General features: G+C 62.4%; 21 protein-coding genes, 3 tRNA genes and 1 pseudogene. 9 read left to right on the top strand and 16 right to left on the bottom strand.

Going from position 1 to position 25,402, the window contains the following annotated elements; genetic code table 11:
• The first annotated feature begins 2 nt into the window (after positions 1-2).
• Genes CU110_RS01995 through CU110_RS01970 form a run of 6 tightly spaced genes read left to right on the top strand, consistent with a single transcriptional unit; the run spans position 3 to position 3,869 of the window.
• Positions 3-605, top strand: a complete 603-nt coding sequence (locus tag CU110_RS01995; protein WP_077378007.1) for a LysE family translocator — start codon at positions 3-5, stop codon at positions 603-605.
• A 7-nt stretch (positions 606-612) separates the two neighbouring features.
• A complete protein-coding gene (locus CU110_RS01990; RefSeq protein WP_077378004.1) occupies positions 613-1,218 on the top strand; it encodes a glutathione S-transferase family protein in 606 nt (201 codons plus the stop codon).
• A 4-nt stretch (positions 1,219-1,222) separates the two neighbouring features.
• Positions 1,223-1,666 (top strand): GNAT family N-acetyltransferase, encoded by a 444-nt coding sequence (locus CU110_RS01985; protein WP_205632723.1) that lies wholly within the window; start codon positions 1,223-1,225, stop codon positions 1,664-1,666.
• 48 nt (positions 1,667-1,714) lie between these two features.
• Entirely contained in the window at positions 1,715-2,119 is a 405-nt protein-coding gene (locus CU110_RS01980; RefSeq protein WP_077378001.1) for a DoxX family protein, read from the top strand.
• Positions 2,119-2,703 (top strand): DNA-3-methyladenine glycosylase I, encoded by a 585-nt coding sequence (locus CU110_RS01975; RefSeq protein ID WP_084207848.1) that lies wholly within the window; start codon positions 2,119-2,121, stop codon positions 2,701-2,703. Before CU110_RS01980 ends, CU110_RS01975 begins: the two co-directional genes overlap by 1 nt.
• Positions 2,704-2,753: 50 nt before the next feature.
• Positions 2,754-3,869, top strand: a complete 1,116-nt coding sequence (locus CU110_RS01970) for a metal-dependent hydrolase (protein ID WP_084207847.1) — start codon at positions 2,754-2,756, stop codon at positions 3,867-3,869.
• Positions 3,870-3,954: 85 nt separating this feature from the next.
• On the opposite strand, the gene CU110_RS01965 is transcribed toward CU110_RS01970, so the two are convergent.
• The 3 genes and pseudogenes from CU110_RS01965 to CU110_RS01955 all read right to left on the bottom strand — a co-directional run bounded on the left by CU110_RS01965 (position 3,955) and on the right by CU110_RS01955 (position 7,610).
• The gene (locus CU110_RS01965; RefSeq protein WP_077377992.1) at positions 3,955-5,274 is read right to left on the bottom strand and encodes a sodium ion-translocating decarboxylase subunit beta; all 1,320 of its coding nucleotides are present in this window, start codon (positions 5,272-5,274) and stop codon (positions 3,955-3,957) included.
• A 70-nt stretch (positions 5,275-5,344) separates the two neighbouring features.
• Positions 5,345-7,176 (bottom strand): annotated as a pseudogene (oadA, locus tag CU110_RS01960) (sodium-extruding oxaloacetate decarboxylase subunit alpha).
• A gap of 167 nt (positions 7,177-7,343) precedes the next feature.
• Positions 7,344-7,610, bottom strand: coding sequence for an OadG family protein (locus CU110_RS01955; RefSeq protein WP_084207845.1), 267 nt, complete (start codon positions 7,608-7,610; stop codon positions 7,344-7,346).
• A gap of 157 nt (positions 7,611-7,767) precedes the next feature.
• On the opposite strand from CU110_RS01955, the gene CU110_RS01950 reads away from it, so the two are divergent.
• Positions 7,768-8,775 carry a tRNA-dihydrouridine synthase family protein gene (locus CU110_RS01950; RefSeq protein WP_127736643.1) on the top strand — a complete coding sequence of 336 codons (1,008 nt, stop codon included), beginning with the start codon at positions 7,768-7,770 and terminating at the stop codon, positions 8,773-8,775.
• A gap of 50 nt (positions 8,776-8,825) precedes the next feature.
• Here the strand turns inward: CU110_RS01950 and CU110_RS01945 are convergent.
• The 9 genes from CU110_RS01945 to CU110_RS01905 all read right to left on the bottom strand — a co-directional run bounded on the left by CU110_RS01945 (position 8,826) and on the right by CU110_RS01905 (position 16,319).
• Positions 8,826-8,902: transfer RNA gene (locus CU110_RS01945), tRNA-Arg, on the bottom strand.
• A gap of 64 nt (positions 8,903-8,966) precedes the next feature.
• Positions 8,967-9,043 (bottom strand) — tRNA-Arg (locus CU110_RS01940).
• A 22-nt stretch (positions 9,044-9,065) separates the two neighbouring features.
• Positions 9,066-9,158: transfer RNA gene (locus CU110_RS01935), tRNA-Ser, on the bottom strand.
• 266 nt (positions 9,159-9,424) lie between these two features.
• Positions 9,425-9,616: a carbon storage regulator CsrA gene (gene csrA, locus CU110_RS01930; protein WP_043332937.1), complete on the bottom strand. Its 192-nt coding sequence runs from the start codon at positions 9,614-9,616 to the stop codon at positions 9,425-9,427.
• 32 nt (positions 9,617-9,648) lie between these two features.
• A complete protein-coding gene (locus CU110_RS01925; protein ID WP_077377982.1) occupies positions 9,649-10,896 on the bottom strand; it encodes an aspartate kinase in 1,248 nt (415 codons plus the stop codon).
• Positions 10,897-11,005: 109 nt separating this feature from the next.
• Entirely contained in the window at positions 11,006-13,609 is a 2,604-nt protein-coding gene (alaS, locus tag CU110_RS01920; protein WP_084207844.1) for an alanine--tRNA ligase, read from the bottom strand.
• Between the two features lie 248 nt (positions 13,610-13,857).
• Positions 13,858-14,496 (bottom strand): regulatory protein RecX, encoded by a 639-nt coding sequence (locus tag CU110_RS01915; protein WP_240499641.1) that lies wholly within the window; start codon positions 14,494-14,496, stop codon positions 13,858-13,860.
• Entirely contained in the window at positions 14,433-15,566 is a 1,134-nt protein-coding gene (gene recA, locus CU110_RS01910) for a recombinase RecA (protein WP_240665444.1), read from the bottom strand. The genes CU110_RS01915 and recA overlap by 64 nt, the downstream gene beginning before the upstream one ends.
• Positions 15,567-15,797: 231 nt before the next feature.
• Positions 15,798-16,319, bottom strand: a complete 522-nt coding sequence (locus CU110_RS01905; protein ID WP_084207843.1) for a CinA family protein — start codon at positions 16,317-16,319, stop codon at positions 15,798-15,800.
• Positions 16,320-16,487: 168 nt separating this feature from the next.
• Between CU110_RS01905 and mutS the strand changes: the two genes are divergently transcribed.
• Positions 16,488-19,145 carry a DNA mismatch repair protein MutS gene (mutS, locus tag CU110_RS01900; protein WP_127734407.1) on the top strand — a complete coding sequence of 886 codons (2,658 nt, stop codon included), beginning with the start codon at positions 16,488-16,490 and terminating at the stop codon, positions 19,143-19,145.
• Positions 19,146-19,260: 115 nt separating this feature from the next.
• Positions 19,261-19,584 carry a ferredoxin FdxA gene (gene fdxA, locus CU110_RS01895; protein WP_077377971.1) on the top strand — a complete coding sequence of 108 codons (324 nt, stop codon included), beginning with the start codon at positions 19,261-19,263 and terminating at the stop codon, positions 19,582-19,584.
• A gap of 203 nt (positions 19,585-19,787) precedes the next feature.
• On the opposite strand, the gene eno is transcribed toward fdxA, so the two are convergent.
• The 4 genes from eno to CU110_RS01875 form a co-directional block, all read right to left on the bottom strand.
• Positions 19,788-21,077, bottom strand: a complete 1,290-nt coding sequence (eno, locus tag CU110_RS01890; protein ID WP_077377968.1) for a phosphopyruvate hydratase — start codon at positions 21,075-21,077, stop codon at positions 19,788-19,790.
• A gap of 102 nt (positions 21,078-21,179) precedes the next feature.
• Positions 21,180-22,031, bottom strand: coding sequence for a 3-deoxy-8-phosphooctulonate synthase (gene kdsA, locus CU110_RS01885; protein WP_084207841.1), 852 nt, complete (start codon positions 22,029-22,031; stop codon positions 21,180-21,182).
• Positions 22,032-22,077: 46 nt separating this feature from the next.
• A complete protein-coding gene (locus CU110_RS01880; protein ID WP_077377963.1) occupies positions 22,078-23,718 on the bottom strand; it encodes a CTP synthase in 1,641 nt (546 codons plus the stop codon).
• Positions 23,719-23,911: 193 nt separating this feature from the next.
• Positions 23,912-25,327, bottom strand: coding sequence for an FAD-dependent oxidoreductase (locus CU110_RS01875; RefSeq protein ID WP_084207840.1), 1,416 nt, complete (start codon positions 25,325-25,327; stop codon positions 23,912-23,914).
• Positions 25,328-25,402 lie beyond the last annotated feature (75 nt).

Here is a 25,402-nt window from a genome sequence, read left to right as displayed (position 1 = left end):
CCATGGAATCCCTCGCCTTTCTTGCCCCAGCCACGCTCTACATGCTGTCGATGACCCTGACACCGGGGCCCAACAACGTCATGCTGACGGCTTCCGGAGCCAATCATGGCTATTGGCGCACCCTGCCGCATATCTTCGGCATCATGATCGGCTGCCTGGTGCTGTTCATCGGCATCGCGCTGGGACTGGGACTGGTCTTCGAGCGCTACCCCATCGTGCAGACACTGCTCAAGGTGTTGGGGAGTGGCTATCTGCTCTATCTGGCCTGGAAGATTGCCATGGCCCCACCACCCGACCTGTCGAGCCGACAGGATGCACGGCCGATGAGCTTTCTGGCAGCCGCGCTGTTCCAGTTCGCCAACCCCAAGGCCTGGGTCATGGGTATCGCGCTGATGGCGGGCTTTCTCCCGGAAGACGGGCCGGTGTGGCTCAACGCGATCCTGCTGGCGAGCTTCGCGGAACTGGTGGCGCTGCCCTGCATCTCCCTGTGGGCAGGCTTCGGCACCGCCATCGGGCGTCTGCTGAATACCGATCGCGCCTGGAGGATCTTCAACCGCGTGATGGGGGCACTGACGGCCTCCTGCGTCATCTTCATCCTGGGCTGATCCCTCCATGCTGACGCTCTATGGTGATCGCCGCTCCGGTAACTGCTACAAGGTCGAGCTGCTGCTGCACCTTCTCGAACGCCATCACCATTACATCGAAGTCGACATTCTGGCCGGCGATACTCGCACGCCGGAATTCCTGACCCGCAACGTCAATGGCAAGATCCCGCTGCTGGAGCTGCATCGCGGTGAGACACTGTCAGAGTCCAACGCCATCCTGAACTACCTCGCCGATGGCAGCGATTATCTGCCGAGTGACCCCTTCCTGCGTGCCAAGGTGCTGCAGTGGCAGTTCTTCGAGCAATACAGCCATGAGCCCTACATCGCCACTGCCCGCTTCATCAATCGCTACCTCGGCCTGCCCGAGGAACGCCGTGACGAGTACGCCGCCAAGCAGGAGGGCGGCAAGCGTGCCCTGCGGGTGATGGAGCACCATCTCGCCGAACATGACTGGCTGGTAGGGGATCAGTTCACGATCGCCGACATTTCCCTTTATGCTTATACGCATGTCGCTGATGAAGGCGGTTTCGCGCTGGATGATTATCCTGCCATACAGGCGTGGCTGGCACGTGTCGCGGCGCGCCCGGGCCATTTCGATATCCCGCGCGACTGATACGATGCTACCCGTCACCTATCGCCCCATGACACCCGCCGACCACTCGGCCTTCATGCACATGATGGAGGCCACCCCGGGGGTGGTGATCCGCAAGGCGGATGAGTATGCCGCCGTCGAGCGCTATCTGATCCGCAACCCCGGCATGAGCCACTTGGCCTTCTCCGGCGTGCGGCTGGTGGGATGTGCCATGTCCGGGCATGATGGCAAGCGCGGCTACCTGCAACATGTGATGACGGCCCCGGACATGCGAGGCCAGGGGATCGCGAGAACATTGGTCGAGCGCTGCCTGGACGCCCTGGCACAGGAAGGCATCGACAAGGTGCACCTGGATACCCTGCATGACAATCATGAGGCCCACCGCTTCTGGGAGCGTCTGGGCTGGGCGAATCGCAATGCCGAGATCGTGCGCTTCTCGCGCCTGCTGGTGGACGACCCCAACGCCTGACCTCTCTCGCTGATTTCCCGCAACCCTCGCTGAGCAAGGAGCTCTGACGTGCAATTTCTCGAAAATGATGACCTCGGCAAGTTGATCCTGCGCCTGACTCTGGGACTGCTGTTGCTGTTCCACGGCCTCTCGAAACTGCTCGGTGATGGCGGCACGTTGAGCTGGATCGCCGGCGAGCTGGAGAAGATGGGGATACCAGGCGTGGTGGCCTATGGGGTCTACATCGGCGAGATCATTGCGCCCATCATGCTCATCCTCGGCGTGCACGCCCGCATCGCCGGCCTGATCGTCGTCGCCAACATGCTGTTCGCCATTGCGGTGGCTCACATGGGGCAGCTGCTGAGCCTGTCATCGTCCGGTGGCTGGGCATTGGAACTGCAAGGCTTCTTCCTCGCCAGCGCACTGGCCGTCGTCTTTCTCGGCAGTGGCCGCTTCGCGGTGCAGGAGGACTGATGGCCGACGTCGTCACTGCCAGCACCTATTGCGAGAATGCTCCCCAGCACCCGATTCATGGTCCCTATCATGATCACGAATACGGCTTCCCGGTCAGCGATGACCGGGTACTGTTCGAGCGTTTCGTGCTGGAGATCAACCAGGCCGGCCTCTCCTGGCTGACGGTACTCAAGAAGCGCGAGGCCTTTCGCGAGGCCTACGAGAATTACGATATCGCGCGTATCGCCGCCTATGGAGATGAAGAGCGCGCGCGCCTGTTGAGCGATGCCGGCATCATCCGCAACCGCCTCAAGGTCAATGCCGTGATCCACAACGCGGGCGTGGTACTGCAGATGAAGGACTCGCACGGCAGCTTTCTCCAATGGCTGGATGCCCATCATCCGCAACCCTTGTCCGCCTGGGTCAAGCTGTTCAAGAAGACCTTCCGCTTCACTGGTCCCGAGATCGTCAACGAGCTGCTGATGAGCTGCGGCTATCTGCCGGGCTGTCATCGTGACGACTGTCCGGTACAGGCTCGCGTGCTGGACGCCGGCCCGCGCTGGGCCGAGCCGGGTGCCCTGGAGGCGATCCATGCGGATGCCTGACACCAGCTCGTCCTCTTCACTCCCCCTTCCCTCTCGCAGGTAGCCCGCCGATGGACTCCCTTACCCAGATCTGCCTCGGAGCCGCCGTGGGCGGTGCCGTCATGGCGCCCGCCATCCGACACTTGCCCGTCGAAAGACGCGGCGCTGCCATCCGTTATGCATTGCTCGGTGGAGCGGCACTCGGCACCCTGCCCGATCTCGACGTGATGATCGATTACGGCGACGCCGTCGCCAATTACACCCATCATCGCGGCTTCAGCCATTCCCTGCCGGTGCTGGGGCTGCTGGGCATTCTGCTCGGCTGGCTGCTCGCCCGTCTTCCACGCCTGGCACCATTGGGGCGTGGCCGCCTGATCGCCTACTGCCTGCTGTGCCTGATCACGCACCCGCTGCTGGATGCCTTCACCACCTATGGCACCCAGCTGCTGTGGCCATGGCCAAGCCGACCGGTGAGCCTGGCCAGCATCTTCATCATCGACCCGCTCTACGCCCTGCCGCTGCTGATCACCGGCCTGTGGGTCGCCATACGCGGCCACGCAGGACGATTGCTGGTCACTGGCCTGATGCTCTCGAGCCTCTATCTCGGCTGGGGGCTGGCCGCCAAGAGCTGGGTGGAACATCGCATGGCGCCGGTATTGGCCAGTCAGGGATTCGCGGACGCCCCACGCATGGTGCAGCCCACGCCCTTCAACAGCCTGCTATGGCGGGTCAGCGTGGTCACGCCGCTGGCGGATCACGAGTGGATGGTCGGTGTCTTCGATTCCGACGAGCAATTGATGGCACTGGCGCGACGGGATTTCCCGCGCCAGCCAGCGCTGGATGCCGAGGTCGGGAAGCTTGAGGATGGACAGCGTCTGCGCTGGTTCGCCGCGCCCTACCTGCGGGCGAGCCGCGAGCGGACATCAGAGGGTGAGACGCTGCTGGCGGTGACCGATACCCGCCTGGGCTCGCCCGGCTACCACCCCTTCCGTTTCGCGCTGGCCCGCCAGACCAGCACACGTGAATGGCATTCTCTGGACGACAGCCAGCGACTGCCCAGTCAGCGTGTCGATCGCGCTGCCTTGCTGAGCCTCTGGCAAGCCATCCATGACCCGGCATCTCGCATGCAGCCAGGCCAGCGCACCGTCTCTGCCACGCCCTCCAGCCCCTCGGCCGAGACAAGATAAAGCGCCGCTGATGAAGGCCCAAGAGACGACAACGCCCGCCATGGAAGCCATGGCGGGCGTTGTCGTCTCAGTACTGCGGACAGGATCAGCCGAGGTACTTGATCATCACCCCAGCGGCCACCGCCGAGCCGATCACACCGGCCACGTTCGGCCCCATCGCGTGCATCAGCAGGAAGTTGTGCGGGTTGTACTCGAGCCCGACCTTGTTGGAGACACGTGCCGCCATCGGTACCGCCGAGACACCGGCCGACCCGATCAGCGGATTGATCGGCGTCTTAGAGACCTTGTTCATCAGCTTGGCCATCAGTACCCCGCAGGCCGTGCCGATACCGAAGGCGACCACGCCGAGGGCCAGAATGCCCAGCGTCTCCACCGCCAGAAACTTGTCGGCCTGCAGCTTGGAGCCCACCGACAGTCCCAGGAAGATGGTAGTGATGTTGATCAGCGCGTTCTGGGCGGTATCCGACAGACGCTCCACCACACCGCACTCGCGCATCAGGTTACCGAAGCAGAACATGCCCAGCAGCGGTGCGGCGTCCGGCAGCAGCATCGCCACCATGATCAACAGCACCAGCGGGAACAGGATCTTCTCGGTCTTGGAGACCGGACGCAGCTGCGTCATCACCAGGCTGCGTTCCTTGGCGGTGGTCAGCGCGCGCATGATCGGCGGCTGGATCATCGGCACCAGTGCCATGTAGGAGTAGGACGCCACGGCGATCGCCCCCAGCAGCTCCGGTGCCAGCAGACTGGCGACGTAGATGGAGGTCGGGCCGTCCGCACCACCGATGATGCCGATGGCCGCCGATTGCTGCAGGCTGAAGTCCATCAGGCCCATCGAGGTCAACGCCACCGCGCCCAACAGCGTCGCGAAGATGCCGAACTGCGCCGCCGCCCCGAGGAACAGGGTCTTGGGGTTGGCCAGCAACGGGCCGAAATCCGTCATCGCCCCCACGCCCATGAAGATCACCAACGGCGCGATGCCGGAAGCGATCGCCACGCTGTAGAAGCTGTACAGCATGCCGTTGGAGAAGCCACCATCCAGCGCCATGTTGCTGGCCTGCTGCTTGAGCACTGCGGGAATCTCGCCATGCAGTGCCTGCTCCACCGCGTGACGCGCCTCATCCAGCGGCAGGCTGGCGATGTTGACGTTGAGCAGATTGGCCATCGAAGCCAGCAGCTCCGGCTTGCCGAGATGCGCCGCCTGCTCGGCAGCAGACAGCGCCAGTCCGGCTTCCGGAATGTTGGCCAGAATGCCGCCGAAGCCGATCGGCACCAGCAGCAGGGGTTCGAAGTTCTTGCGGATCGCCAGATAAAGCAGGCCAAGGCCGATGACGATCATCGCCAGCTGGCCGAAGCTCATGTTGTAGAGCCCCGAGCCGTGCCAGAGGTTGAGTATCTTGTCCATGTCGTGTCGCCTTGCAGAGGAGCATCACCGACCGGCCCGTCGTACATGCCGACGGGCCGGACACACCGGCTCAGAGGGTGATCAGAACGTCGCCGACACTGACACTGTCGCCTTCCTTGACCTTCACCGCGGAGACGGTACCGGCCTGGTGGGCACGGATCTCGGTCTCCATCTTCATGGCCTCGAGAATGATCACGACATCTCCTTCCGCCACGCTGTCACCGACGGCGACATTGACCTTGAAGATGTTGCCCGCCAACGGCGCATTCACCGGCTCACCGGAGGCGGCCTGGGCGGCAGGTGCGGCGCGGCTGCCGGAGCCGATGCCGCAGGCTCGCTGGCCTGCACCTGGGTGATGTCTCCGCCTTCGGCAACCTCGACGACATACTGCTTGCCGTTGACGTTCAGGGTGTAGGTCTGCGGGCCGCTCGACGCGCCTTGAGCACTGACGGCCGGAGCACTAGAGACCGGCGCTGCGGCGGCCTTGGATGCCTTGTCATCGACAGCCTGCGGGGCGGGCTCGAAGGCATCCGGGTTGCCACGGTTGCGCAGGAACTTGAGGCCGATCTGCGGGAAGAGTGCATAGGTCAGCACGTCATCGGTCTCGCGTTCGCCGCTCTCCAGCGCGATACCTTCCTCCCTGGCCTTGCCCTTGAGCTCCTCACGCAGACGCTCCATCTCCGGCGTCAGGTTGTCTGCCGGGCGGCAGGTGATCGGCTCGGCGCCTTCCAGCACGCGGGACTGAAGTTCGCTGTCGAAGGGTGCCGGCGCCGCGCCATATTCCCCCTTGAGCAGCGCCTGCACTTCCTTGGAGATCGACTTGTAGCGCTCGCCCATCATCACGTTCATCACCGACTGGGTGCCGACGATCTGTGAGGTCGGGGTCACCAGCGGGATATAGCCCAGGTCCTTGCGTACGCGCGGAATCTCGGCGAGCACGTCATCCAGCTTGTCACCGGCGCCCTGCTCCTTGAGCTGGCCTTCCATGTTGGTGAGCATGCCACCCGGCACCTGGGCGACCAGAATGCGCGAGTCGATACCGCGCAGACTGCCCTCGAATGCCGCGTATTTCTTGCGCACTTCGCGGAAGTAGGCCGCGATATCCTCGAGCTTCTCGAGGTCCAGTCCGGTATCGCGCTCGGTGCCTGCCAGCATCGCGACGACCGATTCGGTCGGGCTGTGGCCGTAGGTCATCGACATCGAGGAGATGGAGGTGTCGACGTTGTCGATGCCCGCCTCGATGGCCTTGAGAGCCGTGGCGGTGGAAAGCCCGGTGGTGGCATGGCACTGCATGTGGATCGGGATCGACAGGCTCGCCTTGAGGCGCGAGACCAGCTCGAAGGCGGTATACGGCGTCAGCAGGCCCGCCATGTCCTTGATCGCCAGCGACTGGGCCCCCATGGACTCGATCTTCTGCGCCAGCTCCACCCACATCTCCAGCGTGTGCACGGGGCTCACGGTGTAGGAGATGGTGCCCTGGGCATGCTTGCCCTGATCCAGCACTGCCTTGAGCGGACGCTCGAGGTTGCGCGGGTCATTCATCGCGTCGAAGACACGGAAGACATCGACACCGCTGGTCGCGGCACGCTTGACGAAGGCATCCACCACGTCATCGGCGTAATGACGATAGCCGAGCAGGTTCTGGGCGCGCAGCAGCATCTGCTGCTGAGTCTTGGGCATCGCTTCCTTCAAGGCACGAATGCGCGCCCAGGGGTCTTCGCCCAGGTAGCGGATGCAGGCGTCGAAGGTCGCGCCGCCCCAGCTCTCCAGCGACCAGAAGCCGATGTCGTCCAGCTTGGCGGCGATCGGCAGCATGTCATCGAGGCGCATGCGCGTGGCCAGCAATGACTGATGCGCGTCGCGCAGGACCACATCCGTGATGCCCAGCGGTTGCTTGTCCATGAGTGATCCCTTGTTCTTTATAATGTGGATATCGGGTTCTGCCGTGGTGGCAGGCTTGCCTTTCACTGCGCCTGCCACACAGAATATTGCACTCGAGAGGTGGTCTCCCCACCGGACGGCTCATGATAGAATCGCCGCTTTCTCGCTGCGGTGTCGCTCCGGCGCTCTCAGTGCTTGTGATGATCCTGGCGAAAGCGGTGAATCGCCGCCGCCATGACAGCCGTCAGTTCGCTGTCATCCTCTGCTGCAGGTGCCGCCGAGACAGGCGCGCGCGTCGTGCGCGGTGCAGCCGGTAGCGGCGCGGGCGCAAAACGGTCCACCAGCTTGGCCATCGCCATCATGGCGACTACCAGCAGACTTAGAAACACGAACACGAACCCCATCCCGAACACCATCAGGTTCAAGCCTTCACCGAGCAGATCATTCTCTTGCATGCCAGTGTCCTCGAGTCATTCTCGTCATCGCGCCCCCATGCAGCGGCATTCAGTGCTTGTTGATCGCTTTAAAGTGCCTGATTCCACGGCAATTGCAATGACACCATCGTTGACCCCACAAGCCCTCGCGCGGGCTGGCCGCATCGGCATCGCGCCGATGGAAGGCGTGATTGATGACATCACGCGCGAATGTCTCACCGGCCTTGGCGGCTATGACTGGTGTGTGACGGAATTCGTGCGCGTGACGCATGTCAAGCTACCGCCTCGCGTCTTCAAGCGTATCTGCCCGGAGCTGCTGGAAGCCTCCCCGACACGGACGGCACGCACACGACACGACACACCGGTCGCATTGCAGCTGTTGGGTGCCGACCCCGAGGCGCTGGGCATCAACGCTCGCGTCGCGGCACGCCTGGGGGCACCCAGCGTCGACATCAACTTCGGCTGCCCGGCCAAGACCGTCAACCGTCACGACGGAGGCGCAGCCCTGCTGCGCTCGCCGGACCGCGTCTTTCGTGCGGTGGAGGGCGTGCGCAATGCCCTCAAGGGCACCGGGGTACCCGTCACGGCCAAGATTCGCCTCGGCTTCAACGACCGTCGCCTGGCACTGGCATGCGCTCAGGCAGCCCAGGCCGGGGGCGCCACGCAGCTGGTCGTGCATGGGCGCACCAAACAGGAAGGCTATCGTCCGCCAGCGCACTGGGAATGGATCGGCAAGATCACGTCCGAACTCTCCATTCCGGTCGTTGCCAATGGGGACATCTGGGACATGCCCTGCTACTGGCGGGCTCGCTCACTGTCCGGCTGTCGCGATGTGATGCTGGGGCGTGCCGCCCTGGCCGACCCCTTCCTCGCGGCGCGCATCAAGCACTGGCAGATGACCGGGGAGTTGCTGCCCGAGACGGACTGGACACAGCGTGCACAGGTGCTGCTCTCCCACGCCGAACGCTGCGCCCATCTGCCTGACAAGGTGATGGTGCCGCTGCTCAAGCAGTGGATGAACATGATGCGCCAGAGCGGCAACGAGGAAGCGGAACGTCGCTTCCAGGCCATCAAGCGCCACAAGGGGCGCGCCGAATTCTTCACCGGTCTGGTTGCAGGTACCTCGCTGGCATTGGCGCCGAGTCTGTTGACATCGGTGACCCGCATGCCGGAATCCGCTGCCTGACTTTTCTTCAGACGAAGAAAAACCCGCTTCAGTGAAGCGGGTTTTTCAATTGGCGCGCCCTGGAGGATTCGAACCTCCGACCGCCTGATTCGTAGTCAGGTACTCTATCCAGCTGAGCTAAGGGCGCATAAACCTTGAAATCTGTGGCCTGAGCATTTCAAATGTCTTCAGGACTTTGTCTTGCATTGCAGTGGCGCGCCCTGGAGGATTCGAACCTCCGACCGCCTGATTCGTAGTCAGGTACTCTATCCAGCTGAGCTAAGGGCGCATCTTACTGCATTTGTACCTAATGGCGGAGAGAGAGGGATTCGAACCCTCGATAGGGCTATAAACCCTATACTCCCTTAGCAGGGGAGCGCCTTCAGCCACTCGGCCACCTCTCCTCATCAGGTACGGCGCATATCTTACTCATTTGATTGGGCTTTGTCTAGCCCCTGTGTCGATTTTTTGGCTTCGATGCAGAGCATCTCATCACCATTCGACAACAGGCTCGAGGCTGCGCGCCCCCAAGCAATCTCCCCGCATGAACCAGAACATGACGATGGCTAGCCTGTCGTCGCGTCTCGTTCGAGGGAGCGGGAATAATACCCAAGAAGAAGTCGTCTGTCTCCCCCTTTCCAGGAAAAAAGTGAATTTTTTCCTTATGCCATCAGGCGATGGCATCACCATTGTCTTCCTTCTCGCGCTGGATACGCTGATAGATCTCTTCACGATGGACGGCGACGTCCTTGGGTGCGTTGACACCGATTCGCACCTGATTTCCCTTCACACCGAGCACGGTGACGGTGATGTCATCACCAATCATCAGCGTTTCACCTACTCTACGGGTCAGGATGAGCATGACTGATCTCCTTGTCAGTAATTCAATGCAAATCAGGCAGTCTCGTCGCTGACGGCTTCCGCATCCAGGCCGAAGGCGGTGTGCAGTGCACGCACGGCCAGCTCCATGAACTTCTCGTCGATCAGAACGGAGATCTTGATCTCGGACGTGGACACCATGCGGATGTTGATGCCCTCTTCCGCCAGCACGCGGAACATCTTGGAGGCGACACCGGCATGGGAACGCATGCCGACACCGACCAGCGAGACCTTGGCGATATTGTCATCGCCTCTGAGCTCACCGCCGCCGACGGACGGAATGACCGTCTCGTTGAGGATACGCTGGGTCGCCTTGAAGTCGCTCTTGGCCACCGTGAAGGAGAAGTCGGTCGTATTGCCGTCCGGGGAGACGTTCTGGACGATCATGTCGATCTCGATGTTGGAATCGGCGATCGGGCCCAGAATCTTGGAGGCGACACCCGGAATGTCCGGCGTGTTGAGCAGGGTCAGCTTGGCTTCGTTGACATTGAAGGCAATGCCAGAGATCAGCGGTTCTTCCATGTTGTCTTCTTCCTCAGCGACGATCAGGGTACCCGGGCCATCCTCGAAGGAAGACAGCACACGCAGGGGAACATTGTACTTGCCGGCGAATTCCACCGAACGGATCTGCAGGATCTTGGAGCCAAGGCTCGCCATTTCCAGCATTTCCTCGACGGTCACCGTCTCCAGACGACGTGCCTTGGAGCACACACGTGGATCAGTGGTGTAGACACCATCGACATCGGTATAGATCTGACACTCGTCCGCCTTGAGGGCTGCCGCCAGGGCGACGCCGGTGGTATCGGAGCCACCGCGCCCCAGTGTCGTGATATTGCCTTCATCATCGACCCCCTGGAAGCCAGCGACCACCACGACCTTGCCAGCATCGAGGTCTTCGCGCAGGTCATCGGTGTCGATGCGCTGGATACGCGCCTTGGTGTGCGCGCTATCGGTACGAATGCCTACCTGAGCGCCGGTATAGGAGGTCGCGTCGACACCGATCTTCTGCAGTGCCATGGCCAGCAGGGAGATGGTCACCTGCTCACCGGTAGAGACCAGCATGTCCATTTCGCGCGGCGTCGGGTCATCGTTGATCTCGCTGGCGAGACCGATCAGTCGGTTCGTCTCGCCACTCATGGCTGAGACGACCACGACAACCTGATGTCCTTCGTCGCGGAATCGCTTGACCTTCTCGGCGACGGCCTTGATCCGCTCCACCGAGCCGACCGAAGTGCCTCCGAACTTCTGAACGTATAGCGCCATGTGCGTTTCCGTTATCCGTGTCCGTTTGCGTTGTCCCCACATGAGACTCATGCGGGCCCAAAAAGAGGCCGGGTCTCCTCACGAGAAGCCCGGCCTTCATCTTGTCTTCTTACCCCAGCTGGGCGTCTACCCAGGCTGGCACGCCGGCCAGTGCCCCGGGAAGCGATGCGGCATCACTGCCACCGGCCTGCGCCATGTCAGCACGACCACCGCCCTTGCCACCGACCTGCTCAGCCACGTGACGCACCAGATCACCCGCCTTGATGCGCGAGGTCAGATCATCGGTGACGCCCGCAATCAGGCTGACCTTGTCACCATCCGCGACGCCAAGCACCAGAATGCCGGAACCCAGCTTGGATTTCAGGTCATCCATCAGGCCACGCAACTCCTTGCCGGAGACGCCTTCGACCTGCTTGGCCAGCACCTTGAGCCCCTGGACATCCGCGATGTCGCTCAGCATGTCACTGGCAGAAGCGGACGCCAGCTTGGCCTTCAGACGCTCAAGCTCCTTCTCGAGACCGCGGTTGCGCTCAAGCAGACTGGTGACACGCTCCTCGACCTGCTCCGGCTTGGCCTTGAGGCGCTCGCCCAGACGAGTCAGGGTCGCTTCCTGCGCCAGCAGGAAATCACGTGCCGCACGGCCAGTGATGGCTTCGATGCGGCGCACGCCGGAGGCGATGCCAGTCTCGGCGATGATGTGCATCTGACCGATATCACCACTGCGCTTGACGTGAGTCCCACCACACAGCTCGATGGAGAAGGCATCCTGACCGATGGTCAGCACGCGGACCTGCTCACCATACTTGGCATCGAAGAGTGCCGCCGCGCCGCGCGCCTTGGCTTCATCGAGAGTCATGAACTCGATGGTGGTCTCGGCGTTGGCGAGAATCTGCGCATTGACGATGCGCTCGACCTCGGAGAGCTGTTCTGCGGTCATCGCCTCAAAGTGACTGAAGTCGAAGCGCAGGCGCTCGGCCGTCACCAGCGAGCCCTTCTGCTGGACGTGCTCACCCAGCACCTGGCGCAGCGCTTCATGCAGCAGGTGCGTGGCGGAGTGGTTGCGCACGGAGGCAGCACGCAGATCTGCATCGACCTGCGGACGCACCGCGTCGCCCACCGCGAGCGAACCTTCGATCAGCACACCGTGATGCAGATGATGTCCGGCCTGCTTCTGGGTATCACTGACCTGGAAACGGCCGCCCTCCAGATGTAGATAACCGGTATCGCCCGCCTGACCACCGGACTCGCCATAGAACGGCGTGGTATCGAGTACCACGATGCCCTTGGTATCGGCCTCGAGACGCTCGAGCGTATTGCCTTCGCTGTCGAACAGCGCGGTGACGGTCGCCTCACCCTCGAGGTGATCATAGCCGGTGAATTGCGTCTCGCCTTCCAGCGTCAGGTTGGCGGAATAGTCGCCCCCGAAATTGCTGGCAGCACGTGCACGCTCACGCTGAGCTTCCAGCGCGGCCTCGAAACCGGCCTCATCGAGGATCAGTTCGCGCTCGCGGCAGATGTCGGCGGTCAGGTCGTAGGGGAAGCCGTAGGTATCGTAGAGCTTGAAGATGGTTTCGCCGTCGAGGGTATTGCCATCCAGCTCGGCGATGGCCTCCTCGAGCAGCTTCATGCCGTGCTCCAGCGTACGCGCGAACTGCTCCTCTTCCTTGAGCAGCACACGCTCGATCTGCTCACGCGCAGAGCGCAGTTCCGGATAGGCATCGCCCATCTCGGCATCCAGCGCCGCGACCAGCTTGTAGAAGAAGCTGCCGCGCGCGCCCAGCTTGTGACCGTGACGCACGGCACGGCGGATGATGCGACGCAGCACGTAGCCACGCCCTTCGTTGGACGGCAGCACGCCATCGGCGATCAGGAAGGCACACGAACGGATGTGATCCGCCACCACGCGCAGCGAGGGAGTGGTGATGTTGTCATGACCGATGATCTCGGCCGCCGCCGCCAGCAGATTCTGGAACAGGTCGATCTCGTAGTTGGAGTGCACGCCCTGCATCACGGCCGCGACGCGCTCCAGCCCCATGCCGGTATCGATGGACGGCTTGGGCAGCGGGTTCAGCGTGCCTTCGGCATCACGATCGAACTGCATGAAGACCAGGTTCCAGATCTCGATGTAGCGATCGCCATCTTCGTCCGGGCTGCCCGGCGGGCCACCGGCGACGTCTTCACCGTGATCATAGAAGATCTCGGAAGACGGGCCACAGGGGCCGGTGTCGCCCATCTGCCAGAAATTGTCCTCGTCGAGACGCGAGAAGCGGTTCTGATCGATGCCGACCTCGTTGAACCAGATGTCGCGGGCTTCGTCATCGCTGACGTGCACGGTGACCCACAGCTTCTCCTTCGGCAGGCCCAGCTCTTCGGTCAGGAACTTCCAGGCGAACTGGATGGCTTCGCGCTTGAAGTAGTCACCGAAGCTGAAGTTGCCCAGCATCTCGAAGAAGGTGTGGTGACGTGCGGTGTAACCGACGTTGTCCAGGTCATTGTGCTTACCGCCGGCGCGCACGCAGCGCTGTGCCGAGGTGGCACGGCTGTAGCCACGCGGATCACGGCCCAGGAAGACATCCTTGAAGGGCACCATGCCGGCGTTGGTGAACAGCAGGGTCGGGTCGTTGTTCGGCACCAGAGAACTGGTGGGAACGATGGTATGCCCCTGCTTCTCGAAATAGGTCAGGAAGGCGTTTCTGATTTCTGCGCTTTTCATAGAGGTTCCGTAGCGATGTGCGTAAAGACGCTCCGGGGGTCTTCTTCTGCATGACTTCCGCATGGTTTCTGCATGTTCATCCATGTGGGAATGCATGGAGGTGCAATGAAAAGCATGAAAGAAGGCGCCTGCCCCGTGCCGTCGCAAGACGACCTAGTATAACGCCTGTTCGCGCAAGCTAAAGGGGGGGAAATGGCTTGAGTGACCGGTTTGCGCGTTCCGAGCCATTGCCCGGGCAATGGCTGGCCTCACGCCTCGTCTTCCGTCCAGGCGGACTCCATGGCGTAGCGCAACTGCTCGTAGTCGAAGCCGCGCTGGAGCAGGAAGCGCTCTCGGCGCGCACGCTCCTTGTGACCCTCGCCCGCTGAGGAAAAGCGCCTTGCCAACGTCTCGCGCGCCAGCTCGAAGAAGTCCACCGCATCAATATGTCCGAAGGCATCAGGCACCGGATCACAGGCAGCACGCATCACGGCACCTGACGTCTCGTTGTCGATGCCACGCTGGCGCAACTCCTGCTGGATACGCCTGGGGCCCTGCCCCCTCAGCACCCGTGTCCGCAGGAAGCTGGCGGCGAAGCGCTCATCGGATTGCAGGCCTTCCTCGACCAGACGCTCCAGCACTTCCTCGATCAGCAGCTCGACCTCATCACGACTCAAGCGCGTCTCGGCGCCCTCCTCGCCACTCGCGGACTGCTCCGCCAGCGCATCATCGCTGACGGTCTGCAGGTAGTCGCGCTCCTTGAGATAGTCGTGCAGCTCGCGACGGCTGTGCTCGCGGCGTGCCAGACGTGCGATGGCGTCATTGCGGGCACGCCGTTGCGGCGTCATCGCGCCGACATCGAGGGGCTGATAGTCCGGCCCGGCGGTCTCTCTTTCCTGATCGTGCATGTTGGCGCTCCATCGAGATCCAGATCATCTTCATTTTCGGCGACCACTTCTTCCTTGGCCTCTTCCTTGGTTTCCGGAGAAGCCAGCAGCTGGGCGCGAATCTGGCTCTCGATCTCTTCCATGATCGCGGGGTTGTCCTCCAGATACTGGGCGGAGTTGGCCTTGCCCTGACCGATCTTGCTGCCCTGGTAGCTGTACCAGGCACCTGCCTTGCCGACCAGACCACACTGCACGCCCAGATCAATGACCTCACCGGCGTGGTAGATGCCCTTGCCGTAGAGAATCTGGAACTCGGCCTGGCGGAACGGCGGCGCGACCTTGTTCTTCACGACCTTGACGCGAGTCTCGTTACCGGTGACTTCATCGCCGGACTTCACGGAGCCGGTACGACGGATGTCGAGACGGACACTCGAGTAGAACTTCAGCGCGTTACCACCGGTGGTGGTTTCCGGGCTACCGAACATCACCCCGATCTTCATGCGGATCTGGTTGATGAACACCACCATGCAGTTGGCATTCTTGATGTGACCCGTCACCTTGCGCAGCGCCTGGGACATCAGACGCGCCTGCAGGCCGACGTGGGAGTCACCCATCTCACCCTCGATCTCGGCACGCGGCGTCAGGGCTGCCACGGAATCGACGATGATGACGTCGACACCACCGGAACGCACCAGCATGTCGACGATCTCGAGTGCCTGCTCACCGGTATCCGGCTGGGAGACCAGCATCTCGTCCAGATTGACGCCGAGCTTCTCGGCGTAGGACGGATCCAGCGCGTGCTCGGCATCGATGAAGGCACACACCTTGCCCTGCTTCTGGGCCTGGGCGATGACCGAGAGCGTCAGTGTCGTCTTGCCCGAGGATTCCGGACCGTAGATCTCGACCACTCGACCGAAAGGCAGGCCACCGATGCCGAGCGCGATATCCAGGCCCAGAGACCCGGTGGATACCGACGGGATGGCCACACGCGGGGCATCGCCCATGCGCATGACGGCGCCCTTGCCGAACTGGCGCTCGATCTGGGACAGCGCCGCGTTCAGCGCCTTGGTACGATTGTCGTCCTGTGCCATGTGGCCTCCTGTCGAACGGCGGCGCCGCATGGGCAACCACCTGAAATAGGAAATTCTCAAGCTTCGGGTGATGCAGAGACTGTCAGCCTAGCGGCTGGGCTGTCATGGCAAAACCCTGTATACATGGACAGTATGATGCCGCATGTTTCATCGTTCTGCCAGTCCGGTGATGCGCTTTTTCAGGCAGCAGTCTCAACGCAGAGGGTTGCATGCGTCTCGAGCCTCACCAGTTCAGCCCTGCCAGGCTTCCACGCATTCGATCAAGCCTTGCAATGCCACCCTCACGGCGGCGTCGCGCACGGCCTGCCGGTCTCCCGGAAAGTGGAAACACCGCGCCTGCTGTCGCGCCTCACTGCCCCATGCCAGCCACACCGTCCCCACGGGCTTTTCTTCACTGCCGCCTCCCGGACCCGCCACACCACTGATTGCCACCCCCAATTCGGCACCGCTGTCACGACACGCTCCCTTGACCATCTCGCGCACGACGGCCTCGGAGACTGCCCCGAAGTCCGCGAGCGATGCTTCGCTGACGCCGAGCAGACGCCGCTTGGCAGCATTCGAGTAGGTCACATAGCCCGCCTCGAAATAGCCGGAGCTACCGGAAATCGCCGTGATCGCGGCACTCACGCCACCCCCGGTGCATGACTCTGCAGCAGTGATCTGGACTCCGCGCGCCAATGCCAGCGCCTGCAGCTGCTCGGCCAGTGCATTCGCATCCGGTGCCTCGGACGTCGTATCCGTCAATCGGGCCATGAACGAACTCCTTTCTAGAAGTGGTCTGAGGAAAAGGGAAGCGAGCAGGAGGCATCACAGGCATTGGAGCCGGCCGTGCCAGTCCGTAGAATATCGCGCATCCCGCATGCCGTGTTCTCGCATGTGCGTCTTTTTCCCATTGCAGTGCAGTCAAGGAAGTCCATGGCCATGGCCAAGAACAGCGCGCCCCAGATGACGCCGATGATGGCGCAGTACATGAAGATCAAACGCGAGCACCCCGGTGTGCTGCTGTTCTATCGCATGGGCGACTTCTATGAGCTGTTCCATGAGGACGCCAAGCGAGCCGCGCAACTGCTCGACATCACCCTGACGGCACGTGGCAGCTCCGGCGGCTCCCCCATTCCCATGGCAGGGGTGCCTTATCACAGCGCCGAGGGTTACCTGGCACGCCTGGTGAAAATGGGCGAATCCGTGGCCATCTGCGAGCAGATCGGCGATCCCGCGACCACCAAGGGCCCCGTCGAGCGCAAGGTGGTGCGCATCGTCACACCGGGCACCCTGCATGACGAGGCGCTTCTGGATGCCAGCCGTGACAATCTGCTGGTGGCGCTGCATCGAGACGGTGAGACCTGGGGCCTGGCGGCACTGGAGCTTTCCTCAGGACGCTTCAGCGTACTGGAAGTCAATGGCGATGAAGAACTGCTGGCCGAGATCCAGCGTCTGTCACCCGCCGAGCTGATGGTCGGCGAGAGTCGTGAACTGCCAAGCAGTCTTGCCTCACGCCCGGGCCTGACCCGTCAGAGTGACTGGCATTTCGACCATGAGACCGCGTTGCGCCTGCTGTGCGATCAGTTCGGCGTTCAGGACCTCAATGGTTTCGGTTGCAGTCATCTGACCTGCGCGGTCACCGCTGCTGGTGCCCTGCTCGACTACGCGCGTGACACGCAGCGCACCGGTCTGCCCCACGTGACGGCGCTGGCCGTGGAGAGTCGCGACGATTCGGTCGTGATCGATGCCGCCAGCCGTCGCAACCTCGAGATCGACACCAATCTTGGCGGCAGCAGCGACAACACGCTGGCCAGCGTATTGGACGTGACTGCTACCGCGATGGGCTCACGCCTGCTCAAGCGCTGGCTCAACCGCCCGCTGCGCGATCAGACCCAGATCGGCCAGCGCCAGGCGGCAGTGCAGCGCTTGATTGAGGGTGACTACCCCTTCGAACTGCAAGGCCTGCTCAAGCGGATCGGCGATGTGGAGCGCATCCTGGCGCGTGTTGCACTGCGCAGCGCCCGCCCGCGGGACATGGCGCGCCTGCGTGATGGCCTCAATACACTGCCAGAGCTGCGCGCCGTGCTCGCCAGCGTCGAGAAAGGCAGTGCCATCGATGACCTGCGCGATGGCATCCGCCTGTTCCCCGCCCTCTCGGCCATGCTCAGCGAAGCGCTGATCGAGAATCCGCCGGTCGTGCTGCGCGATGGCGGGGTGATCGCCGATGGCTACGACGATGAGCTGGACGAGTATCGCGGCCTCTCCGAGAACGCCGGTCAGTATCTGGTGGCCCTCGAGACCCGTGAGCGTGAGCGCACCGGCATCAGCAACCTCAAGGTCGGCTACAACCGCGTTCATGGTTACTTCATCGAGCTGCCGCGCTCCCAGTCAGCGGAAGCTCCGCCGGAATACATCCGCCGCCAGACGCTCAAGAATGCCGAGCGCTTCATCATCCCGGAACTCAAGGAATTCGAGGACAAGGCGCTGTCGGCCAAGTCCAAGTCGCTGGCCCGCGAGAAGCTGCTGTATGAGCACCTTCTGGATGACCTGAATACCGAACTGGATGGCCTGCAGCAGACGGCACGCGCCCTGGCGTCACTGGATGTGCTCACCGCCTTCGCTGATCGCGCCGCCGCACTGGACTTCGTCCGCCCACAGCTCAGCGACACGCCGGGAATCGACATCGAAGGCGGCCGCCACCCGGTGGTGGAACATGTCAGCGACCACCCCTTCGTGCCCAACGACGTGCGCTTTGACGATGCGCGCCGCATGCTGGTGATCACCGGCCCCAACATGGGCGGTAAATCCACCTACATGCGTCAGACCGCGCTGATCGCACTGCTCGCGCATACCGGCAGCTTCGTACCCGCCGCTCGCGCCTGCATCGGCCCGCTGGATCGCATCTTCACGCGTATCGGCTCCTCGGATGACCTGGCCGGTGGCCGCTCGACCTTCATGGTCGAGATGACCGAGACTGCCAGCATCCTGCACAACGCCACCGACGAGAGTCTGGTGCTGATGGATGAGATCGGTCGCGGCACCTCGACCTTCGATGGCCTGTCATTGGCCTGGGCAAGCGCCGAGCACCTGGCCCGCACGCGCGCCTTCACGCTGTTCGCGACCCATTATTTCGAGATGACGGCACTCCCCGAGCACGTCGATGGCGTGGCCAACGTTCACCTGACCGCCGCAGAGCATGGCGATGGCATCGTCTTCATGCACCGTGTCGAGGAGGGGCCGGCAAGCCAGAGTTATGGCCTGCAGGTTGCCCAGCTGGCCGGGGTCCCGCAGAACGTCATCCTGCGTGCACGTGAGAAATTGACCAGTCTCGAGCAGCAGGAGGTCGATCGTCCGCAGGTTGCCCGTGAAGATGCACTCGGCCAGCCAGTACCGCAGCAGAATGACCTCTTCGCGGCACCGCCTCACCCGATCGTCGAAGCCTTGACCCAGCTGGACCCGGATGACCTGAGCCCCAAGCGGGCACTGGAACTCATCTATGAATGGCGCCGACACTCGACAGTGCGCGATGGGCATAGCACCATTCCAAAACGATCCGCCCACGCTGATTGCGAGGGCGGCAGAGCGCCACTAGAATAACGCCTTATAACACTCGCGCCGCTTATAACCTGAAACTCAAGATGCCGCTCAGACGGCACAGAGTGGCGCTGGACCACGACCTACGAGAGACGCCGACCCGCGTCAGGAGACCCAGATGGCATTCATCGTCACCGAGAACTGCATCCGCTGCAAATACACTGACTGCGTGGAGGTCTGCCCGGTCGATTGCTTCTATGAAGGCCCCAACTTCCTGGTCATCAACCCGGACGAGTGCATCGACTGCGCTCTGTGCGAGCCGGAGTGTCCCGCGGAAGCCATCTTCTCCGAGGACGAAGTGCCGGAGAATCAGAAGGAATTCATCGAGCTGAATGCCGATCTGGCCGAAGTGTGGCCGAACATCAGCGAGAAGAAGGACGCCATGGAAGACGCCGAGAAGTGGGATGGTGTCGAAGGCAAGCTCGAATACCTGGAGCAGTAAATGCCCTGCCCGACCTGGGCACAAAAAAGGGCAACCCCGAAAGGTCGCCCGCTCCAAGCGTGTCCCTGTCGATCCGTCCTGGATCGTGTTCCTGGGTGCTGTCCCTGCCCGTCATGGCATCCTGCCATTCAGAGCGCACCGTCACGCATGGGGGCATTGTGGCACTGCTTGCGCAGCTGTCCCACCACAATGCCCGTTTCTGCTTACTGGCCCTTGATCTCTTTCAGGCCATTGTAGGCGACATCGCCCAGCTGCTGCTCGATCACCAGCAGGCGGTTGTACTTGGCGACACGGTCAGAGCGGCACAGAGAACCGGTCTTGATCTGCCCGGCACAGGTACCCACGGCGAGGTCGGCGATGGTGGTGTCTTCGGTCTCGCCACTGCGGTGGGAGATGACCGCAGTGAAGCCAGCGGCCTGCGCCATCTTGATCGCATCCAGGGTCTCGGACAGTGAACCGATCTGGTTGAACTTGATCAGGATGGAGTTGCCGATGCCTTCATCTATACCACGGCTCAGGATGCGCGTGTTGGTGACGAACAGGTCATCACCGACCAGCTGCACCTTGTCGCCGAGCTTGTCGGTCAGCAGTTTCCAGCCTTCCCAGTCAGACTCGTCCATGCCGTCTTCGATGGACACGATGGGGTATTCGTCCGCCAGCTCGGCCAGGTAGTCGACGAAACCACGTGCATCGAAGCTCTTGCCTTCACCAGACAGATTGTACTGGCCATCCTTGTAGAACTCGGAGGAGGCACAATCCAGCGCCAGGGTCACGTCAGTGCCCAGCGTGTAGCCCGCATCGCTGACCGCCTGCTTGATGACCGCCAGCGCTTCGGCATTGGAGGCAAGGTTCGGTGCGAAACCACCTTCGTCGCCCACGGAAGTGCTCAGATCGCGGCCCTGCAGGACCTTCTTGAGCGCGTGGAAGATCTCGGCGCCGGTGCGCAGCGCTTCACGGAAGGTCGGCGCGCCGACCGGCTGGACCATGAACTCCTGGATGTCGACATTGTTGTCGGCATGCTCGCCGCCATTGATGATGTTCATCATCGGCACCGGCATGGAGTACTTGCCCGGCTGACCGTAGAGCTCGGCGATGTGAGCGTAGAGCTCGATGCCCTTGGCCTGGGCAGCTGCCTTGGCAGCGGCCAGGGAGACCGCGAGGATCGCATTGGCACCCAGCGATTCCTTGTTCTCGGTGCCATCCAGCGCCAGCATGGCGTCATCCAGCGCACGCTGGTCCAGTGCATCCATGCCCACGAGACGCTCGCGGATCGGGCCATTGACGGCTTCGACTGCCTTCAGCACACCCTTGCCCAGATAACGGCTCTTGTCGCCATCACGCAATTCCAGCGCTTCGCGCGAACCGGTGGAGGCACCGGAAGGCGCGCAGGCGCTGGCACGTTGTCCACCTTCCAGCACGACCTCGGCCTGTACGGTCGGGTTACCACGGGAATCGAGCACCTCAAGGGCGCGGATTTCGACGATATTGGCCATCTTGTGTCGTCCTCTACACGGGGGATTGAAACACCACGACGGGCATCTTGCCCATAGCGCAAAAAGGCCGCTCACAGGGTAGTGAACGGCCAGTAGTCATGTTCAGCGAATATCCAGCGGCGCAAAGCCCTTCACCAGCGAATCCAGCGATTGCAGCTGGCGCAGGAAGGGTTCGAGCTGATCCAGCGGCAATGCGCAGGGGCCGTCACATTTGGCATTGTCCGGGTCCGGATGTGCCTCGAGGAACAGGCCTGCCAGCCCCAGCGCCACGCCGGAACGGGCCAGATCGAAGACCTGCTCACGACGACCACCGGCGGAATCGGCCCGCCCACCCGGGCGTTGCAGCGAGTGGGTGACATCGAACAGCACCGGCAGCCCCGTATCCTTCATCTCGGCCATGCCGAGCATGTCGACCACCAGATTGTTGTAGCCGAAGCTGGAGCCGCGCTCGCACAGCAGAATCCGGTCATTGTCCGCTTCACCGCACTTGGCGACGATATGGCGCATTTCGTGCGGGGCCAGGAACTGCGGCTTCTTGACGTTGATGACGGCACCGGTGCGCGCCATGGCCACGACCAGATCCGTCTGGCGCGCCAGGAAGGCGGGCAGCTGGATGACATCGGCCACTTCGGCCACGGCAGCTGCCTGATGAGGCTCGTGGACGTCAGTGATGACCGGCACGCCAAAGCGCGACTTGATCTCGGCGAGGATCTCGAGACCCTTCTCCATCCCCGGCCCGCGATAGGAGTGCATGGAGCTGCGATTGGCCTTGTCGAAGCTGGCCTTGAAGACGTACGGCATGCCGAGGCGCGATGTCACCTCGACATATTGCTCGGCGACCTCCAGTGCCAGCTCACGCGATTCCAGCACGTTCATGCCACCGAAAAGCGTCATCGGCCGATCATTGGCGACTTGCAGGCCTGCAAATTCGATCACGCGTTGTTCGTTGCTCATCACTGCACCGTCCATCAAACTGGCGTGACGCCCGGCGATCACCCTATCACTCGCCGCGAGTCCGCGCCGCCTTGTGATTGAGCGCCGCATTCACGAAGCCGGAGAACAGCGGGTGACCATCACGCGGGGTGGAGGTGAACTCCGGGTGGAACTGACACGCGACGAACCACGGGTGGTCCGGCAGCTCGACCATCTCGACCAGCGAGTTGTCGACGCTGCGGCCCGAGAAGATCAGACCGGCCTCTTCCAGCGCCGGCACGAACTGGTCGTTGACCTCATAGCGGTGGCGGTGACGCTCGACGATCTCATCGCTGCCATAGGCCTGATGCGCCTTGGAGCCGTTGAGCAGACGACAGGCCTGACCGCCCAGACGCATGGTGCCGCCCAGGTCGGATGCCGCGTCACGGGTCTCGATCTTGCCTTCCGGCGTCAGCCATTCAGTGATCAGACCGACCACCGGGTGCTGGGTGTCGTGAGTGAACTCGGTGGAGTTCGCATCAGTCCAGCCGGCCACGTTGCGGGCAAACTCGATGACCGCGACCTGCATGCCCAGACAGATACCCAGATACGGCACCTTGTTCTCACGTGCGAAGCGTGCGGTGGCGATCTTGCCTTCCACACCCCGCTCGCCGAAACCGCCCGGCACCAGCACCGCGTCCTTGCCGATCAGACGATCGGTACCGTTGCGCTCGATCTCTTCGGAATCGATGAAGTCGACGTTGACCTTCACACGTCCCTGGATACCGGCATGAATCAGTGCCTCGTTCAGGGACTTGTAGGCGTCCAGCAGCTCCATGTACTTGCCGACCATCGCGATGTTGATGGTCTTGAGCGGGTTGAGCTTGGCATCCAGTACCGACACCCACTCGGACATGTCGGCCTCTTTGGCCTCCAGGCGCAGCTTGTCGCAGACAATCTCATCGAGACCGGCTTCATGCAACATCAGCGGAATACGATAGATGGTGTCGGCATCCTGCAGCGACACGACAGCACGTTCCTCGACATTGGTGAACAGCGAGATCTTGCGACGCTCGCTTTCCTCGATCTCGACTTCGCTGCGGCAGATCAGGATATCCGGCTGGATACCGATGGAGCGCAGCTCCTTGACGCTGTGCTGGGTCGGCTTGGTCTTGGTCTCACCAGCCGTCTTGATGTACGGCACCAGCGTGAGGTGCATGAAGATGGCACGCTCGCTACCCAGCTGGGCGCGCAACTGACGGATCGACTCCAGGAATGGCAGGGACTCGATGTCACCGACGGTGCCACCGATCTCGACCAGCGCGACGTCATAGCCTTCACCGCCAGCGATCACGCGACGCTTGATCTCGTCGGTGATGTGCGGGATGACCTGAACCGTTCCACCCAGGTAGTCGCCGCGGCGCTCCTTGCGCAGCACGTGCTCGTAGACACGGCCGGTGGTGAAGTTGTTGCCCTGGGTCATGCGCGAGCGGATGAAACGCTCGTAGTGACCGAGGTCCAGATCGGTTTCCGCGCCATCTTCAGTGACAAAGACTTCGCCGTGCTGGAACGGGCTCATGGTGCCCGGATCGACGTTGATGTACGGATCCAGCTTGAGAATGGTGACCTTGAGGCCACGGGCCTCGAGAATAGCCGCCAGCGAAGCGGATGCGATGCCCTTGCCAAGCGAGGACACAACGCCGCCCGTCACGAAGATAAATCGTGTCATGGAAACCTGCCGAAAACGTGAGCTGTAGGAGAGATCCGGGGGAACGGATCAGGATGGGTCGCCAGTCTAGCGGAAAGGCTGCTCCGGCTCAATTTGATTGCCACTCCATCCATCCTTGGTGACGCCGCCACGGGCACCCGCCCAACGTATCAGGCCCGCCGTGGCGGGCCTGATACGTGATACTGCGATCTCTTTACACTTCCAGGAAATCGAGAATCCCTTCTGCGGCCCGGCGACCTTCATCAATGGCGGTCACCACCAGATCGGAACCGCGCACCATGTCACCACCGGCGAACACCTTGGGATTGGTGGTCTGGAAGGCGAGTCGCTCGGCACTGGTCGCGATGCGCCCACGCTCATCGACCCCGATATCGAAATCGGTGAACCACGGCGCAGGACTGGCCTGGAAGCCGAAGGCGACGATGACGGCATCCGCCGGCAGGATCTCTTCGGAACCCGGCACCACTTCCGGACGCTGGCGCCCGTTGGCATCCGGTTCACCCATGCGGGTACGCACGACCTTGACGCCCTCGACCTTGCCCTCACCGACCACCGCCACCGGCTGGCGATTGAACAGGAAGTCGACGCCTTCCTCACGAGCATTGGTCACCTCACGACGCGAGCCCGGCATGTTGGCCTCGTCGCGACGGTAGGCACAGGTCACGGTATCGGCGCCCTGACGGATGGAGGTGCGGTTGCAGTCCATCGCGGTATCACCACCGCCGAGCACCACGACCTTCTTGCCTTCCATCGAGACGTAATCGGCCGGGTCCTTCTCGAAGCCCAGGCAGTGATTGACGTTGGCGATCAGGAAGTCGAGCGCCTTGTGAACTCCCGGAAGATCCTCGCCCGGGAAACCGCCGCTCATGGCGTTGTAGGTGCCCATGCCCAGGAAGACGGCATCGTATTCCTCGAGCAGGGCATCGAAGCCGATGTCACGACCGACCTCGACATTGAGACGGAACTCCATGCCCATCTCTTCGAAGATCTCGCGTCGGCGCGTCATCACGCCCTTCTCGAGCTTGAACTCCGGGATACCGAAGGTCAGCAGCCCACCGATCTCCGGGTGACGATCATAGATCACCGGACGCACACCGTTGCGCACCAGGATATCGGCTGCCCCCAGACCCGCCGGGCCGGCACCGATGATGGCGACGCGCTTGTCCGTCCAGCTGACCTTGGACATGTCGGGGCGCCAGCCCATCGCGAAGGCGGTGTCGGTGATGTACTTCTCGACCGAACCGATGGTGACGGCACCGAAGCCATCATTCAGGGTGCAGTCGCCTTCACAGAGACGATCCTGCGGGCAGACGCGCCCACAGACTTCGGGCAGCGAGTTGGTCTGGTGCGAAAGCTCCGCAGCCTCGAGGATGTTGCCCTCGGAGACCAGCTTCAGCCAGTTGGGGATGTAGTTGTGTACCGGACACTTCCACTCGCAGTAGGGGTTGCCGCAACCCAGGCAGCGATGCGCCTGACTGGCCGCTTCCACCGGCTTGAACTCGGCGTATATCTCGTTGAACTCGCGGGCACGCACGCGAGCATCTTTCTTCTGCGGGTCCTGACGACCCACATCGATGAACTGGAAGTCGTTGGCGAGCTGATTGGCCATGATAAATCCTCTCTCAAAATCCGGGCACCGTCGCGGTGCGGGCCCTCACCCGGGGCTTGCCAGGGTGAGGGATGC

Source organism: Cobetia sp. ICG0124, assembly GCF_004006355.1.
Classification (GTDB): domain Bacteria; phylum Pseudomonadota; class Gammaproteobacteria; order Pseudomonadales; family Halomonadaceae; genus Cobetia; species Cobetia marina.
This window is presented reverse-complemented; position numbering and strand designations above follow the sequence as displayed.